Annotated in this window: 16 protein-coding genes; 12 read left to right on the top strand and 4 right to left on the bottom strand. The window is 55.3% G+C overall.

Annotated features, from left to right (window positions below):
• Positions 1-175: 175 nt before the first annotated feature.
• Positions 176-1096 (bottom strand): LysR family transcriptional regulator, encoded by a 921-nt coding sequence (locus AC6I8T_RS20910; protein ID WP_208725968.1) that lies wholly within the window; start codon positions 1094-1096, stop codon positions 176-178.
• Positions 1097-1208: 112 nt separating this feature from the next.
• Here AC6I8T_RS20910 and AC6I8T_RS20905 point away from each other — a divergent pair, with 112 nt between their 5' ends.
• The 5 genes from AC6I8T_RS20905 (at position 1209) to AC6I8T_RS20885 (ending at position 7256) form a co-directional block, all read left to right on the top strand.
• Positions 1209-2354: a M20 family metallopeptidase gene (locus AC6I8T_RS20905; RefSeq protein WP_497834330.1), complete on the top strand. Its 1146-nt coding sequence runs from the start codon at positions 1209-1211 to the stop codon at positions 2352-2354.
• On the top strand, positions 2351-3748 hold the full coding sequence (locus tag AC6I8T_RS20900; protein ID WP_497834329.1) for a YfcC family protein: 1398 nt from the start codon (positions 2351-2353) through the stop codon (positions 3746-3748). Before AC6I8T_RS20905 ends, AC6I8T_RS20900 begins: the two co-directional genes overlap by 4 nt.
• Positions 3749-3981: 233 nt before the next feature.
• A complete protein-coding gene (locus AC6I8T_RS20895; protein ID WP_208725971.1) occupies positions 3982-5244 on the top strand; it encodes a DUF1479 domain-containing protein in 1263 nt (420 codons plus the stop codon).
• 78 nt (positions 5245-5322) lie between these two features.
• The gene (locus AC6I8T_RS20890; protein WP_208725972.1) at positions 5323-6075 is read left to right on the top strand and encodes a DeoR/GlpR family DNA-binding transcription regulator; all 753 of its coding nucleotides are present in this window, start codon (positions 5323-5325) and stop codon (positions 6073-6075) included.
• A gap of 83 nt (positions 6076-6158) precedes the next feature.
• Complete coding sequence (locus tag AC6I8T_RS20885) at positions 6159-7256, top strand: NADH:flavin oxidoreductase/NADH oxidase (RefSeq protein WP_208725973.1); 1098 nt, start codon at positions 6159-6161, stop codon at positions 7254-7256.
• A gap of 82 nt (positions 7257-7338) precedes the next feature.
• Here the strand turns inward: AC6I8T_RS20885 and AC6I8T_RS20880 are convergent, their stop codons facing one another.
• Complete coding sequence (locus AC6I8T_RS20880) at positions 7339-8724, bottom strand: aminotransferase-like domain-containing protein (protein ID WP_208725974.1); 1386 nt, start codon at positions 8722-8724, stop codon at positions 7339-7341.
• 118 nt (positions 8725-8842) lie between these two features.
• Between AC6I8T_RS20880 and AC6I8T_RS20875 the strand changes: the two genes are divergently transcribed.
• Entirely contained in the window at positions 8843-9706 is an 864-nt protein-coding gene (locus AC6I8T_RS20875; RefSeq protein ID WP_208725975.1) for a DMT family transporter, read from the top strand.
• Between the two features lie 60 nt (positions 9707-9766).
• Here the strand turns inward: AC6I8T_RS20875 and AC6I8T_RS20870 are convergent, their stop codons facing one another.
• Together AC6I8T_RS20870 and AC6I8T_RS20865 are read right to left on the bottom strand one after the other, a co-directional pair.
• Positions 9767-10873 carry an ABC transporter substrate-binding protein gene (locus AC6I8T_RS20870; RefSeq protein ID WP_497834328.1) on the bottom strand — a complete coding sequence of 369 codons (1107 nt, stop codon included), beginning with the start codon at positions 10871-10873 and terminating at the stop codon, positions 9767-9769.
• A gap of 119 nt (positions 10874-10992) precedes the next feature.
• A complete protein-coding gene (locus tag AC6I8T_RS20865) occupies positions 10993-11745 on the bottom strand; it encodes an IclR family transcriptional regulator (protein ID WP_208725977.1) in 753 nt (250 codons plus the stop codon).
• 404 nt (positions 11746-12149) lie between these two features.
• On the opposite strand from AC6I8T_RS20865, the gene AC6I8T_RS20860 reads away from it, so the two are divergent.
• The 6 genes from AC6I8T_RS20860 (at position 12150) to AC6I8T_RS20835 (ending at position 16922) form a co-directional block, all read left to right on the top strand.
• Positions 12150-12542 (top strand): RidA family protein, encoded by a 393-nt coding sequence (locus AC6I8T_RS20860; RefSeq protein ID WP_208725978.1) that lies wholly within the window; start codon positions 12150-12152, stop codon positions 12540-12542.
• Positions 12543-12652: 110 nt separating this feature from the next.
• The gene (locus AC6I8T_RS20855; protein WP_208725979.1) at positions 12653-13477 is read left to right on the top strand and encodes an ABC transporter substrate-binding protein; all 825 of its coding nucleotides are present in this window, start codon (positions 12653-12655) and stop codon (positions 13475-13477) included.
• Positions 13478-13526: 49 nt separating this feature from the next.
• Entirely contained in the window at positions 13527-14264 is a 738-nt protein-coding gene (locus AC6I8T_RS20850; RefSeq protein WP_415173251.1) for an amino acid ABC transporter permease, read from the top strand.
• Positions 14261-14905: an amino acid ABC transporter permease gene (locus AC6I8T_RS20845; RefSeq protein ID WP_208725981.1), complete on the top strand. Its 645-nt coding sequence runs from the start codon at positions 14261-14263 to the stop codon at positions 14903-14905. The genes AC6I8T_RS20850 and AC6I8T_RS20845 overlap by 4 nt, the downstream gene beginning before the upstream one ends.
• Complete coding sequence (locus AC6I8T_RS20840) at positions 14902-15639, top strand: amino acid ABC transporter ATP-binding protein (protein ID WP_208725982.1); 738 nt, start codon at positions 14902-14904, stop codon at positions 15637-15639. The genes AC6I8T_RS20845 and AC6I8T_RS20840 overlap by 4 nt, the downstream gene beginning before the upstream one ends.
• An 11-nt stretch (positions 15640-15650) precedes the next feature.
• The gene (locus tag AC6I8T_RS20835) at positions 15651-16922 is read left to right on the top strand and encodes an alanine racemase (RefSeq protein WP_208725983.1); all 1272 of its coding nucleotides are present in this window, start codon (positions 15651-15653) and stop codon (positions 16920-16922) included.
• Positions 16923-16964 lie beyond the last annotated feature (42 nt).

Below are 16964 nucleotides of genomic sequence, written 5' to 3'. Positions count from 1 at the left end.
TCGCGTGCCACATTGCGCAGCCAGAACGGCGACAAAACCAGAAAGTCAGTCAGGATACGGACTTGGATACAAGATCGAATTCTTATAACAAACTCTTGTTAGCATTATTGCTAGCAATGCACTAAAACGGCGCGTGGGTTGCGGCAAAACCGGGCACTGGAGTGCGATGCGAAGATCATTCCTTCACCTCTGACTCATAGAAGAAGTTACACAACAACTGCCAGAGATAGCTGGCTGCCGGGGTGAAACGATGATCGACGCTGCGCAGTAAATGACACTGGCTTTCGCGCGCGATACGGTGATCGATGGGTATCGCGCGTAATCCCTGCTCCAGCAAGGCGCGCGGTACCGCCTGTTGGGTCATAAATGCGATCCCTAACCCGGCCTGACACAGCGACAGCGCACTGGAAAACAGGTTGCAGCAGTATGCCGGTGCCAGCACCTGTCCTTCACTTTTGAAGATGGCGCTGAGATAACGTTGCAGACCAAAGGTGTCGCTCATGGCGATCAGACGGTGCTGCGTCAACTCCGCCACGCTGATTGACGAGTAACGGGCAATCGGGTGGTCCGGCGTCACAATGGCGCAGATTGGCCCGCGCGTAAAACTATGACTTTTTAGCCCTGGCGGCCCGGCAGTACCAAAACCGACCGCCATATCCACCTCACCGCGCATAATCAGGTCAACGGTGGTTTGCATATCCCCCGAACTGATATCGATAAATACGCCCGGCCAGGCAACGGAGAACTCCTGCAAAACATGGTTAACCACCTCTTCCACCATGCCCTGGCCTATGCGCAACGTGACCGATCCACCGCGCATATGTCGCATATCCCGCAGTTGCCGCTCCAGCAGTTTGCGCCGCTGCGTGGTTTGCGCATAATCCTCGGCCAGCAACTTACCGGCCTCCGTGAGCACCACATTGCGCCCGCGCCGCTCCAGCAGCGGCAATTGCAGGCTCCGTTCGAGCAGCGATAGCTGGCGGCTGACTACCGATGGGTTGATCCCGAGCGCATCTGCGGCACGACGGATACCGCCCTGCATCCCTACTTCATATAAATAACTTATCGCTTTCTCGGGATAAGCGGCATTTGTCATAAGATAAGCCTATCTGTTGCTTTCAGGTCAACAATTCTAGCATTCCCAGTTCATTTTTAACCGCTGACTTTTCTGCGCATACTGCCGTCTGGACTAAGGCAGGAAAACATAAATGAACCATATAAAAAATTACTTACAGCAACACGCCGACGAGATTCTGGGTGATATCAAGCGACTGGTACAGGCGGAATCACCTTCACTCGACAAAGCCGCCGTTGACCGTTGTGGCGAAGTGCTACAGGGTATTTTTCAGCAGCGCCTGGGGATCAGTGCTGAAGTCGATCATCAACCGACCTACGGCAACCATTTGCGTTTTGCGCTGGGTGAACATGGCCCGCAAACCACTGTGATCGGCCATTTTGACACCGTCTGGGATCATGGCGAGTTAGCGCTGCGTGAAGAGGATGGCAAATTCTATGGCCCCGGCGTGCTGGATATGAAAGCCGGGCTGGTACAGGCCATTTGGGCGGTGCGCGCGCTGGTGCAACTCAATCTATTGACCGATCAACGCATTGTGTTCCTGTGCAACAGCGATGAAGAAGTGGGTAGCCCCAGCTCCAGCGACTGGATTGGTCGCCACGCGATGGGTTCAGAGCAGGTGCTGGTGGTGGAACCGGCGGAAGTCGGCAGCGGCGCGCTGAAGGTTGCGCGCAAAGGCACCGGACGTTATGACGTGGTGATCACCGGTCTGGCTGCCCATGCGGGCAACAACCCCGAAGAAGGCGTCAGCGCCGTACAGGAGATGGCACATCAAATCCACGCCCTGCACGCCCTGAATGACCCGGCGCGCGGCACCACGGTGAATGTCGGCATCGCCAATGGCGGCAGCCGCATTAACGTGGTGGCTGACCATGCCGAATTGGGTATTGATACGCGTGTCACCAGTGAAGAAGAAGCGCAACGCATTCATGCCGCCATCAGCAACCTGCAAGCGGTGATGCCAGGGATTACCCTGAAAGTGACCGGTGAGCAGGGACGACCGCCAATGCGCCAAACCCCGGCTTCTGGCTTGCTGCTGGAACGGGCACAACGCGTCGCCCTGCAACTCGGATTTGCCGTTGAAGGCAAATCCGTCGGCGGCGGCAGCGATGGCAACTTCACCGCTGCATTGGGGCTGCCGACGCTGGATGGCCTCGGCGCGACTGGCCGGGGTATCCACGCGCGTCATGAACACATCAATATTGCCGATATCGTACCGCGTGCCGCTCTGGTTGCCGGTATTATCCTCAGCGACAGCACAGCAGGTGACGCAGCATGAGTCAGGTAAACATTGCGCCATCTGCCAGCGTGTCGGCAGCCCGTCCTGCGGGACAAAGCCCGTATCTGCTGCTGTTTATTATGCTGGTGGTGGCGGCTGTCGCCACCTGGCTGATCCCGGCTGGCGCATTCGATTACGAAACCCGCGAGGGGATTAAATTTGCGGTGAAAGGCAGCCTGCATGCTGTGCCGCAGTCCGGTGTGTATCCGCTGGAGATCTTCACCGCGATTGCCGATGGCATGGTGAAAGCCGCACCGATTATCTTTTTGATTTTGTTCACCGGTGGTGTGCTGGCGGTGGTGGAGTCAACCGGGGCGATTAAAACCGCACTGAACTCCCTCGCCCGCAGTACCCGCCTGAGCGATACCCGCATCATCCTGATCTTCGGTGTGATTTTCGCCATTCTCGGCACCACGGGTGCGGTGATCAATGCGGTGGTGGCTTTCGTTCCCATCGGTTTGCTGGTGGCGCGTTCGCTGGGATTGTCGCCGATCCTTGGCGCATCGCTGGTGTATCTCTCCTGCGCCGCCGGGTTTAACGTCTCGGTATTAGGTCCGGCCACCACCGGGCTGACGCAGCATTTGGCACAACTGCCGATTTTTTCCGGCATGCTGCTGCGCGGGCTGACTTTTTTGCTGTTTGCGTTTAGCGCGATGGGGTATTTGATCTGGTCAGTACGCAAGGCACGTAAGGCCGGTGAGCTACGTCCCAAACAGACGGAGACGCAGGATGCCACACTGGTGGTGACACCGCGACATAAGTTGATTCTGGTGACCTGTGCGCTGGCGCTGATTATTTTTATCAGCGGTGCCGTCAGACTGCATTGGGGCACCAATGAAATGTCGGCCATGTTTGTCTTGCTGGCGATTGTCGTCGGATTGATTGGTCGTATGTCTGGCACCGATATCGCCAACACCTTCCTTTCCGGCTGCTCTGGTCTGGTAAAGGGCGGGTTTATCGTCGGTCTGGCGGGCGCGGTTTCACTGGTGCTGCAACAGGGTCATGTACTCGATCCTATCGTGGGGTTCCTGACCGATTTGCTGGCCCCGGTGCCGCAAAAAGTCGCGGCCATTGGCATGTTTATCAGCGCAGCATTGATTCACTTTGGCATCTCATCCGGTTCCGGCGAATCGGCGGTGCTGATCCCGATCTTCTCACCGCTGGGCGATAACCTCGGCCTGACCCGCCAGGTCACAGTGCAAACGGTGTTGCTGGGCGAAGGTATCGTGAATTGCATCAGTCCGACGTCGGGCGTGTTGATGGCGGTGCTGGCGACCGCCGGTATCCCGTTCGGCAAGTGGCTACGTTTTATTGCGCCGCTGATTGCGGTGTGGTTTGCCATTTGCGTGATGATGCTGCTGATCGGTGTCTCAATCAAGTGGGGACCGTTCTGATTTTATAATCCGCAACAAGCGTAACGGCGTGATTTATCACGCCGTTTTTTTTTGCCCGCGTTGGTGAAAAACTGCGCGATAAATCGCGCTGCTGCGGATTACCCACCTTCTGGCTACCCTCAGATCAACTCACACAACATTTCACTGTTGCGGTTTTGTTTTTTTCGCTGCATATTACGAATGAAAGTTAAAACTAATTCATTCGAAACCTCGTACCCGGATCAGGAGTTGCTATGAACATGCCTTTTACTGCGGTAACCCTCCCAGAAGATCACAAGGCGAAAATCCGCCTGATGAAACAACAACTCAGAAAACAAATTGGCGATGTCGAAGGTTTATTCCTTCAAGTGAAAGCCAAAATCAACCAGGCCATTGCGCAGGCGAAGGAAGATGAAGCACAACGCGGCACGGCCTGGCCGATGGTGAACTGGCGAGATATCGCAGAGAAGAATGTCTCTCAGGAACAAATCGACTTTATCAAACGTCGTGGCTGCGTGGTGGTGAAACAAAACTTTGCCCGCGAGGAAGCGCTGGCGTGGGATAAAGCGATGCTCGATTATCTTGAGCTGAACGATTTTGATCGTCAGTATCGTGGTCCGGGTGACAGTTTCTTTGGCAGCCTCGAGGCTTCCAGGCCGGAAATTTATCCCATCTACTGGTCCAAATCGCAGATGGAAGCCCGCCAAAGTGAAGGGATCTCGCTGACACAATCGTTCCTGAACCGGCTGTGGAAATTTCAGTCTGGTGACGTGACCTGGTTTGACCCGGATGTCAGCATCATTTATCCCGACCGCATCCGCCGTCGTCTGCCCGGCACCACCTCCAAAGGGCTAGGTGCCCACACCGATTCCGGTGCGCTGGAGCGTTGGCTGCTGCCCGCTTATCAGCAGGTATTCAGCAAAATCTTCAATAACCAGTTTGCAGACTACGATCCCTGGGATGCCGCCCATCGTACCGACGTCAATGAATATGATGTGGCGAATACCACCAAATGTTCCGCCTTCCGTACGTTCCAGGGCTGGACGGCGCTTTCGGATATGGAAGCCGGTCAGGGATTGCTGCATGTGGTGCCGGTGCCGGAAGCAATGGCGTATGTGCTATTGCGTCCGTTGCTCAGTGATGTACCGGAAGATGAACTGTGCGGCGTGGCACCCGGTAAGGTGCTGCCGATCTCTGAGCGTTGGCATCCCGATTTGATTGAGGGCTTGTGCTCCATTCCGCCGTTGCAGGCAGGTGACTCGGTCTGGTGGCATTGCGATGTGATCCACGCCGTGGCCCCGGTTGAAGACCAACAGGGCTGGGGAAATGTGATGTATATTCCCGCCGCGCCGTTGTGCGATAAGAATCTGCGCTATGCCGAAAAAGTCGCGAATGCGCTGGACTTCGGTATCTCGCCCCCCGATTTCCCGCGCGAAGACTATGAACGCGACTGGCAGCAACGTTTCACCACCGCAGACCTGAACGCCATCGGCAGACGTAGCCTGGGGTTAGCCTGACCGCCATCCGCCCGGTGCTGCCGGGCGGGTTTCTGTTACACTGCCGACATTATCCTAACCGTGCCAAAGCCTGATGCGATGAATAGCCGACACCAACAGATTATCCAACTGGTAAATGAAAGGGGCAGCGTCACAGTTAACGAACTTTCGCAGTTAACCGGCGTTTCCGAAGTGACCATCCGCCAGGACCTTAACGCGCTGGAGCGCGAGAATTTCCTGCGCCGCGTTCACGGCTCCGCCGTCGCGCCCGACAGCGATGATGTGGGTGCGCGCATGCGCACCCGTTACAAAATCAAACAGGCGATCGCCGAGCGCGCCGCCTCGCTCGTCAATGAAGGGGAAGCCATTTTCATTGAAGGCGGCAGCACCAACGCCCTGCTGGCGCGCTGTCTGGCTAACCGTAAAGATTTAACCATCATTACCGTTAGCCACTACATCGCCCAGGTGCTACGCGACTCGCAATGCGAGGTGATTATCCTCGGCGGCCAATACCAAAAAAGCAGCGAATCGGTGGTTGGCTCACTGACACGCTTCTGTATCCAGCACATCAATTTCCATAAAGCTTTTCTTGGCGTCGATGGCTGGCATGCGGAAACCGGTTTTACCGGCCGGGATATGATGCGCTGTGATGTGATCAATGCGGTGATGGCAAAGCATACCTACACCATCGCCATAACCGACTCCTCTAAATTTGGCGTGATCCATCCCTACCCCAGCTCTCCGGAACACCCGTTTGACGCGGTGATAACCGATGACGGCATTCCTGCCGCCGCGCGGGAAAATCTGTCTGAAGCCGGGGTGCGGTTAGAACTGGTGACACAACCTGAGTAATCTGGCAACGCACAAATTGATCGTTGCCCGGCCCTGGGATAAGCGCATCATGTCCTCCTTTGGCCTAAAACCAGGATCAACACATGAGCAAATTGTTTAGTCCCATCAAACTGGGGTCACTTGAACTGGATAACCGCATTGTGATTGCCCCAATGTGCCAGTACTCGGCACAAGAAGGCTGTGCCACCGCATGGCATCGTATCCATCTGGGACAACTGGCGTTTTCTGGTGCCGGGTTATTGATCGTCGAAGCCACCGCCGTAGAAGCACAAGGACGCATTTCACCGCAGGATCTCGGTTTGTGGGATGACACAACGGAACAGGCCTTGCAGACGGTAGTGAACGATGTTCGTCAGTACGCCGATATTCGCCTTGGGATTCAGCTCAGTCATGCGGGACGCAAAGCGTCAACCTCCGCGCCCTGGCAGGGCGGTACGCAAATTCCGCTGGAGCAACAAGGCTGGCAAACCGTCGCACCTTCCGCCATCCCGATGCATGAAGGTGAGCACCCACCGACTCCCCTGACCCATTCTGACCTTGCTCGCATTAAACAATCCTTCGTTGCCAGTGCCCTGCGCGCGGTACGCATTGGTTTTGAGCTGATTGAACTTCATGCCGCCCACGGTTATCTGCTGCACCAGTTCCTGTCGCCGCTTGCAAACCAGCGAGAAGATGAATACGGCGGTAGCCTGGAAAATCGTATGCGCTTCCCGCTGGAAGTGCTGGAAGCGGTACGTGCGGCCGTGCCTGATCATGTGGCCGTCGGCGTCAGGATCTCCGCTACCGACTGGGTCGAAGGTGGCTGGGATGTGAAGCAATCCGCTGAGTTCTGTCAGAAAATTGAAGCGCTTGGCTCAGCGTATGTGCATGTTTCCAGCGGAGGTTTGTCAGCACAGCAGAAAATTACCGTATCGGCGGGTTATCAGGTACCGTTTGCCCGTGAGTTGCGCAAAATCACCCGTATGCCGGTGATCGCCGTCGGACTGATCACCGAACCACGCATGGCGGAAGATCTGTTACAGGACGGCGACGCCGACCTGGTGGCCCTGGCGCGTGGCATTCTTTATGATCCGCGCTGGCCGTGGCATGCCGCAGCCGAGTTGGGTGCCAGCGTGCATGTGCCGCCCCAATATCTGCGTTCAGAACCACATGGGGTCAAAGGCAGCATCAAAGCCCGTTAAGCCTCCCCCCGGTCGTAGCGGCGCGATTTATCGCGCGGATTTTTCACGCATCGCGCACGAAATTGCCCGATAAATCGCGCCGCTACGACTGTATTACGTCCTTAAGTACACGATAAATCCGCTCATCGCCGCATTGCGAGACATTAAAGCGTAAAAATCGGTCACAGCTCCCCGACTGGCTAAAGGTGTTGCCGGGCGCGAGTACCACGCCCTGCCTCAGGCAAGCGCGTGAAAACTCGGCGGCATCCAACCCTTCCGGCAGTTCACACCATAAAAACAGCCCGCTTTGTGGCACCAGCCACGGGCGAATACCGACTTCTCCAAGCCGCTGCATTACCTGTCGTCGGCTATCTGCCAGACGTAACTTGATCGCTTCCAAATGGCGTCGATAGCCGCTATCTTTGAGCACATTCAGCAACAGATCGGCGGCCAGCCTGCCACTGCTGAAGCCAGTGGCAATTTTCATATCGATAAGTTTTTCCACCCAGGTCGGTTTGGCAGCGATATAACCGCAACGCACCGAGGCTGAAACCGTTTTCGAAAAGCTGCCAATCACCATCACCCGTGCAAAACCATCCAGCGCCGCCAGACGTGGCGCGGTATGCGTCTCCAGATCGGCAAAAATGTCATCTTCGACAATCACCAGATCCGAGTTTTCGGCGATTTTTAGCAGACGATGGGCAGTGGTCGGGGATAGCGTGCCACCCGTTGGGTTATGAATGCCCGAGTTGGTGATATACAGCCGTGGCGCATGCTGCGTTAATGCCTGCTGAAACGCCGCCAAATCCGGCCCCTGAAGTGTCCAGGGAATGCCAACCACCTGCACGCGCTGCGCCCTGAGCAGGGCATGGAAGTTAAAATAGCAGGGATCATCCACCAGCACGGTATCGCCTGGCTCCAGCAGAAAACGACAGATCAGATCAATGGAGTGTGTACCGGAGTCGGTCAGCAACAGTTGGTCGGGCGTGGCGGAAAGTCCATAGGCTGCCAGACGCCGGGTCAACAGTTGGCGCAGTTCCGCGCTACCCGCCGGAACGGCATAGTCAGTCAACAGTGCGCTTTCGCTGCGTGCCGCCTTGCGTAGCGCTCGCCGGATACCCTCTTCATACATCCACTCTGGCGGCATCCAGCCACATCCTGGTTTTGGCCTATCCGGTGCGGCGTCCAACGCCTGACGCGTAATCCACAGCGGATCAACATCGCGCTCCACGGTCGGTGCCAGCTGTGCCAAATCGAGCGGCGCAATCGGCCCGGAAACGAAGAAACCTGCACCGGGACGCGAAACAATCACGCTTTCGGCTTCCAGCCGGTCATAAGCCTCCACCACCGTCGAAACGGATATCCCGGCAGATTGGGCACGCGCACGCACTGAAGGCAGGCGGCTGCCTGGGGTCAAGGCCCTTGAGGCGATCTGCTGACGGATATCGTCCATCAATTGTTCGATACGGGTTTTGTTGCGCAATGTCATCACCCCTCAGCTGTACTGCCCAGTTAACCAGTACAGTTTCTTTAAATTGTACTGGATTGTATCTGTTATCGTCCCGGAAATCAGTGGTTAACTGCGCAATATTAACGAAGGAGGGATCATGAAAATTGCATTAAACGGTTGGCTGAGTGGTTTTATTGGGGTGATGATTTTTGCCGGTTCGCTGCCTGCCACACGCGCCGCCATCGGCGGATTTGATCCGTTATTTCTTACCTGCGCACGCGCCACTATTGCGGCGTTGTTGGGTGGCGCGTTGTTGATGGTGCTGCGCCAGAAACGTCCTGCTCTGACGGATATCCCAGCTCTGGCGATAACCGCGCTGGGCGTGGTGGTCGGTTTTCCGCTGCTGACTGCATTGGCCGTACAGCATATCTCCTCTGCTCGTTCGATGGTGTTTCTCGGGCTTTTGCCGATGTCGACCGCCATTTTTGCCGTGCTGCGCGGCGGCGAACGGCCACGTCCGGTATTCTGGCTGTTTTCCCTGGCGGGCAGCGCCATTATTGCGGGCTATGCGCTGGGCGGAACGGCGGGAAACATGATGGCCGGTGATGTGCTAATGATTGCTGCCATCATTCTCTGTGGCTTGGGTTATGCCGAAGGGGCAAAACTATCACGACGGCTTGGCGGCTGGCAGGTGATCAGTTGGGCATTGCTGGTGGCCGTTCCGGTGATGTTACCCGCCGCGATTTACACCGCGCCTGCCACCTTTAGCGGCATTGCCATGCCCGCGTGGTTAGGGCTTGCCTGGGTATCGGTATTTAGCATGCTGATAGGTTTTATCTTCTGGTATCACGGCCTGGCGAAAGGCGGTATTGCGGCGGTGGGACAACTGCAACTGATACAACCCTTTATGGGTTTTGCGCTGGCGGCTTTGCTGCTACACGAATCGATCAGCTGGGCCATGCTGGCGGTGGCGGGTGCCACCATTATGTGTGTGTTTGGCGCTAAGCGGTATGCGTCATAGCGTAGCGGCGCGATTTATCGTGCGCGGAAACGGGCGATAAATCGTGCCGCTACCTGTCCTTTATTGGTTCTGCGGATAACTCAGGGTTATCGCATCATCCGGCAGTTTGGTGAAGTCTCTGATAAGGGTGTGGAAATCAGCTACCGGATGGAGATCGCTAAACTGTTGCGGATAGAGGTCTTTCGCCAGAATTTCCATGCCAATGATGTTGTAAGGATGGTTATAGAAATGGTGATACACCCCATACACCCGGCCCTGCTTCACTGGCTCGATCTGCGCCAGCCCGGTACGACTCAGCAGTTTCTGGAAGGTCACACCCACATCTTTCGGATCGACACCGTAGCCAAACGGCAGCACGTTAGCGTTCGGGCGTTTGGAACCGGTCATGATGTAGACATCGGGTTTCATGGCGATAATTTTTTCCAGCGCCACAAAGCCTGAATTGCCCGGCAGCAGCGCAGAGCCGATATTTTTGCCACCGACCGCTTCAACCAAGCCACCCCAACCGTTGTGTCCGTGGGTAAAACAGCAGTTGTCGCTGTTACCGGCGATCGGTTCAATAAACACCGTAGGTTTATTTTTAACGTTATCAATGACCTGTGTCATCTTCTGCATATGCTGCTGGTAGAAATCGGTATAAGCTTTCGCCTCTTTTTCACGGTTCAGAATTTTACCCAGCAACGTCACGCTTGGCGCGGTGTTCTGTGCCGGATGCAGTTCATAATCGACAAAAACGACCGGAATATGCAGGTTATTGAGGGTATCCAGCACACCTGATTGCTTCAACGCCGGTTTTGCACGTAGCTGGGCGATCATCAGATCCGGTTTTTGCGCCAGCACGCTCTCCAGATTGACCTGCCCCTGATCGTTAAAACCCATATCAACGATTTTTGTCGCTTCCGGCCAGCGGCCTTTCAGCATGTCCCAGGTCTGAGTGTCCTGTTTTTTCGGCAGGTTGTTCCAGGCAACCACGCGTTTAAACGGGTCATCACGATCCAGCAACGCCAGCGTCAGGACGTCGCGTCCATCCTGCAAAATAATGTGTTGCGGTTCGTGATTGATGGTCTGGGTGTGACCATCCATATCGGTGACACTCAGTGGATAGGTGGTGGCGCAGGCCGCCGTTGAAGCCAACAACCCGATAGCCAGTAACAGGCGCGTTTTCATCGCAAACTCCGTGATAAAAAGAATAGTTATTATTATCAATAACCTTAACACAACCTTAAGTTGCAAAAATAAACTGCACATCAATAGGTTGTGCCGGAGTACGAGGAAAATGCACCAACTCAGGTGAAATCCGATAATTTTTGCCCGGAAACGATCAATTCTTTCAACAGCATCTGACGCCGTTCTTCTGGCGTATCGCGACTCACCATAAAGCAGATCGCCGCCACCGCCTGCCCGCTACGCGAACGAATCGGCGCGGCCATACAGCAGGTAAAACTCTCGGATAACCCTTCGGTCAGGCAATAGCCCAACTGTCCGGCACGATGGATATCTTCGAGGAAGGCCTGTTTGTCGAGGATTTGCCCATTCGCCAGACGGTAGTCCTCTTCCGGGATGAGATCGAGAATGGCGCTATCCGACCAGTTACTGAGCAGCAAACGGCCGGTAGCGGTCCAGGTAATCGGTACCCGCACCCCGATATCAGACGTGATTTTAAATGGGTGGGCGTTGCTTTCCGACAACACCACAGTGTACTTATTCCCCTCCAGCATACATAGCTGTACCGTTTCACCATGACGGGCCACGATCTCAACCATTAGCTGATGAGCACGACGGATAAGATCGTTATGCGCCATGTAGTCTGCACCGTAATAGTGCATTTCGCGGCCAAAGAACACGGCACCGTCGGCATCCAGCTCCACCAACCCGGCTTCACTCAGCAGGCTGACTAATTCATAGACGCTGGAACGAGGCGCACCGGTGGCGTCGATCAAATCACGCATCGCCATAGGCTGACGGGCGATATGCAACTGGCGAAAAATGTCGATAACCCGGTCAACGCCGCGCGCACGCGATGGCTTTTCGTCCGGCATAAGCAAATTCTCCTGATGCAGTCGGGCGGTCGCGCCAGACAGTAAAAAAGAAAAGCATCATACACCCAGCGCCGACGTTAACCCATCCCCGTTAATTAAAATTTTAATGTCTGACTTTATATTTCTTTGTTCTATTTTGGTGCCTCATTTTAGCGCATGGCAGTCAGATCTTTTTTTTAAATCACGAGAGTGGTCACATTTCCATTTGGAAATTCCCCTCTTCTCTTTTTTATTTTGCGATCGCGACGACATCACAAAAAATTAAATCCCTGGCGACATATTGCAAAAGTAAAAATCCTGTGCAAATCTTGCCCTATCCGATATTGCAGATAGCAGTCCGATATACCAGACGGCTGTCATGCAGTGCAAATTAGCATTCTCAGAACAAAAAGGAGCAGCGTTGCATGACGATCACACGTTATGGCATTGAAGGCGGAACGGGTACCGGTGGGCAAAAACTGCCGTTCGCACGGGCAGTTGAGGCCGATGGCTGGCTGTATATCTCGGGCCAGACACCGATGCGTGAGGGCGAAGTGGTGGAAGGTGGCATCATCGAACAAACTCGTCTGGCCTTTGATAACTGCCTGTCTATCATGCGCGAGGCGGGTTATGCGGTGGAGGATGTGGTACACGTCACGGCGGTGTTAACCGACGCACGTTACTTCAGTTCATTTAATAAAGTTTTCAGCGAGATATTTACCGGAAATCCTCCGGCGCGTATTTGTAGCGTGCAGGATTTAGTCGTCGACTGCAAAGTGGAAGTGGATATGAAATGCTTCCGCGCCGATCGAAAATAATATTATTCACCTGATTATAAACTGCGTTTTTATTTACCCGCCCACACCAGGGCAGTTCGTTAATAACTGATGCTTTTCATGTCGTCTCCATTAAATAAGCGAGCAAAACAATGAATGCAACTTCGTTAAAAATCATCGGCGGAGCGCTGGTCATGCTGGCCGTTGCCGGTTGTACCCCCACGGAAGAGAAAAAAGAGGCGGGAGCAGCACCGCAATCGGCGCTGCAAACCGTATTGCAACGCGGCACGTTGCGCGTGGGTGATTGCCTGAGTTTCGCCCCCTTCGGCTTTTACGATAAAGACGGCAATCCTGATGGTTATGACGTCGATTTGGCGAAAGCCCTGGCAAAAGAGATGGGGGTGAAGCTGGAGATGGTAAACACCACCAGCGCCAACCGCATCCCTAACCTGCAAACCAACAAAGTGGACGTGGTGTTCTGTAACTTCACCCGCAACCTGGAACGTGCCAAAGAGATCGGCTTCACCAATCCATATGTGGTGGCGAGCGAAGCGATGCTGGTACGTAAAGAGAGCGGCATCAAGTCGGCGCATGACATGGCCGGTAAAACCATTGCGACGGTGAAAGGATCAACCAACGGTGACGAAGTGCGCAACATGGGCATTGACGTGAAAATTCAGGAGTACGACTCCTCACAGGCCGCCATTCTGGCGGTGAAGCAGGGTCAAGCCGATGCGATGATCGAGGATAACAACTTCCTCGCTTACCAGGCCAAGCTCGATCCGACGCTGACCGTCACCAACGAAGCGCTGGTGCCGCTGGAGTACAACGCCTTTGGCGTGAAACAGGGTGACCAGGTGTGGTTGAACTACCTCAACGAGTTCCTGTTTGAGATCAACGCCTCCGGTGAGAATGCCACGCTGTACCAAAAATGGTTTGGCGATAAGCCGCGTTACCCACTGAACCCGCAATTCTGATTGCCTGCGGCGCAGCAGCACGGGCTGCGCCGTAAGAAGGAGCCCATCCATGAGTTATCAATGGCTAACCCTGTGGAATTATGGCGAGACTTTTCTGGCCGCCGCCTGGCTGACACTACAGGTCACCCTTCTCGCTTTTATGCTGGCGGTCGCACTTGGGTTGCTGGCCGCTCTGGCAAAAGCCACCGCGTTAGCCCCGCTACGCTGGCTGAGTCACTGCTATGTCGAATTCATCCGCAATACGCCAGTGTTGCTACAAATCTTCATCATCTTTTTCGGTCTGCCTTCACTCGGTATCACCATGAGCGCCTTTACCGCTGGCGTGCTGGCACTGGGGATTAACGTCGGGGCCTATCTGTCGGAAACATTTCGCGCCGGGATACAGTCGGTGCCCAAAGGGCAACTGGAAGCCGCATGGATTTTGGGTATTCCACGCCATCAGGTGTTTTTAAGCGTGGTATTGCCGCAGGCGGCGCGCGCCGTGTGGCCTGCCATTATCAACAATCTGATTCAGCTATTGCTCGGTACGTCGCTGTTGTCGGCGATTGCGCTGCCGGAGCTAACCGGTACCGCCACGGTGATTAACGCCCGTACCTTGCTGTACATCCAGACCTTCAGTGTGGTGGCGCTGGTGTATCTGCTGTTAAGTAATCTGTTTTCCTGGCTTGGTAACCTGGCGGGACGGCGCATGTTTCATCCGCCGCTGGTGACAAAGGTAAAAAAGTCCGCCTGGTGGTGGGCAAAAAAATGGCTGACTAATCCACTGAAACGGGAGAATGCGCTATGAGCGACTTGATCATCAGCTCGTTGCCGCTGTTGCTGAAGGGGCTGGGTATTACCCTGCTGCTTTCTGTCGCCGCCATTATTGGCAGCACCCTGCTCGGCCTGCTCGCCGCCGTGTTGCGAACCAGTCGTGTGCCGGTCGCCCGACAAATTGCCGTGTTGTACACCGAGCTGTTTCGCGGTACGCCGGTGTTGATCACCCTGATGTTTATCTACTTTGGCGTGGCTTATTTTGGCTATGAAATCAATCTGTTTGCTGCGGGCATTCTCGGTCTGAGTATTTACCAGGGTGCCTACATTGCCGAAGTGTTTCGTGCCGGGATTGAAGCGGTACCCAGGGGGCAATGGGAAGTGTCGTGGATTCTCGGCCTGTCAAAACGCCAGACCTTTCTCAGCGTGATTCTGCCGCAGACTCGCGGCATCGTCTTGCCGCCGCTGGTGGGACAGTATCTGTCCCTGATTAAGGACACCTCGATCGTTAGCATGATCGGCATGTCGGAACTGATGCACCAGGGCCAGGCCATTGTCGATCGTATCGGCCAGCCGGTGGTGATTTATGGTCTGGTGGCCGTGTTGTATTTCGTTGTCTGCTTTCCCCTTTCTCGTTGGGTTCAACATCATCAAACCAGGAGCCAGTTATCATGAGCAAATCCGCCATTACGCTGAGCCGTATCACTAAATCGTTTGGCAGCACGCAGGTGCTGAAAGAGATCAGCCTGGATGTCTCGCCCGGCGAAGTGCTGGTGCTGATTGGCGCGTCCGGTTCGGGCAAAAGCACCGTGTTACGCATCATGAGTGGGCTGGAAACCGCTGACGGCGGTGAAATCTGGGTTAACGATGTGCCGCTGCACGACACTAAACGCAGTCGGGAAATTTGTGGTCATGTTGGCATGGTGTTCCAGCAGTTCAACCTGTTTCCCCACAAAACCGCACTTGGTAACGTGACGCTGGCGCTGATTAAAGCGCAAAAATTGTCCGAAGCCGAAGCCAATAAACGTGGCATGGCGGCCCTGACGCGTGTCGGACTGGCGGAGCGCGCCCATCATTATCCGGCGCAGCTCTCCGGTGGACAGCAGCAACGTGTGGCGATTGCCCGTGCGCTGGCGGTAGAACCAAAAATTATGTTTTTTGATGAGGCCACTTCGGCGCTCGACCCCGAGTTAGTCGGTGAAGTGATGGAGGTGATGCGCAGTCTGGCGCGTGAAGGCATGACCATGGTGGTGGTCACTCACGAGATGGGCTTTGCGCGCAAAACCGCTGACCGCGTCGTGTTTATGGATCAGGGCGTGATCGCTGAACAGGGATCGCCCGAGCAGATTTTTGTTCATCCGCAAAATCCCCGTACCCAGCAGTTTTTATCACGCGTGCTTGAGCATTGATCGGAGGCGTTATGTCGATTCATTTTCCGTTGGTGGCGGATGGCCTGCTGGATGCGCAACAACCCGCGCCACGCTTTAAATCCGTGGCTGGTCGTGGTGATACGCCGTTGCCGGCTGGCACCCCGGTGTTTGCCAGCGATCAGGTGTTTTCCCCGCTGATGCTGATGAAGCAGTCAGCGCTGGAGAATAATTTGCGGCAACTGGCAGATTTTTGTCGCGAGCAGGGCGTGATGCTGGCGGCACACGGCAAAACCTCGATGTCTCCGGCCATCCTGCGCCGGGCGATTACGGAAGGCGGGGCCTGGGGATTAAGCGCCGCAACCCCGGCGCAGGTGCGCGCACTGCGCCAGTTCGGCATTCGTAACGTCTTTCTTGCCAATCAACTGGTCGACCCCGCAGGTATCCGCTGGATTGGCGAGTGGCAAAAGCAACATCCAGACCACGGCTTTCTTTGCTATGTCGATTCAATGCAAGGGGTGCGTTTACTGGAGCAACATCTTGGCGACAGTCGCATCGCCGTGCTGCTGGAGATGTCGGTGAGCGGCGGGCGCACCGGTTGCCGCTCAACATCTGCGGCACTGGAAATCGCCACCGCGATTGCCGCCAGCCCTGCCCTGCAACTGGTGGGTGTCGCGGGCTATGAAGGTGCGCTGGGAGCCGGACGCGATACCGTCGGTATCGCCAGAGTGCACGATTATTGTCAGATGCTGATCGCCACGGCGGCGCTGCTGGTAGAGAAGCAGCTGTTCAGCAGCAACACCATTATTCTCAGCGCCGGTGGTGGTGCCTGGTTTGATGTGGTCAGCACCTGTTTTACCGAAGCCCGGTTGCCGCTACCAGTCACGCCGCTGATTCGCTCGGGTGCCTATATGGCGCACGATAACGGGTTGTATGCCCGTATCACCCCGTTTGCCCAATCGGGCAGCCAGCATCATTTTGCCGCCGCGCTGGAAGTCTGGGGGCGGGTGTTATCGCGTCCTGAGCCAGGCCTGGCATTTGTTGATTTCGGCCGCCGTGATGTGCCATTCGACCAGGACTTGCCGAATCCGCTGTGGGTGCGAGATGTCGATGGCAGCGCGCCTCGCGTGGCTGCTGGCATGCGTATCAGCGAGGTAAATGATCAACATGCTTATTTGTTGTTGCCAGAAGAGGATGCGCTCAAGCCCGGTGACTGGGTGGGCTGTGGCATTTCACATCCCTGCACCGCGTTTGATAAATGGCGGTACTTACCGCTGGTCGATGACGATTATTACGTCACAGATTCACTGGAAACAGCATTCTGAGTGATTTTTCGCCAACCGCCAGAGCAGATTCTGGCGGTACAG

The sequence above is a fragment of the Pantoea sp. X-Soil-OKNW-556 genome, from assembly GCF_059730695.1.
Note: the sequence above shows the minus strand (reverse complement) of the source record. Positions and strands in the feature narration are given on the sequence as shown.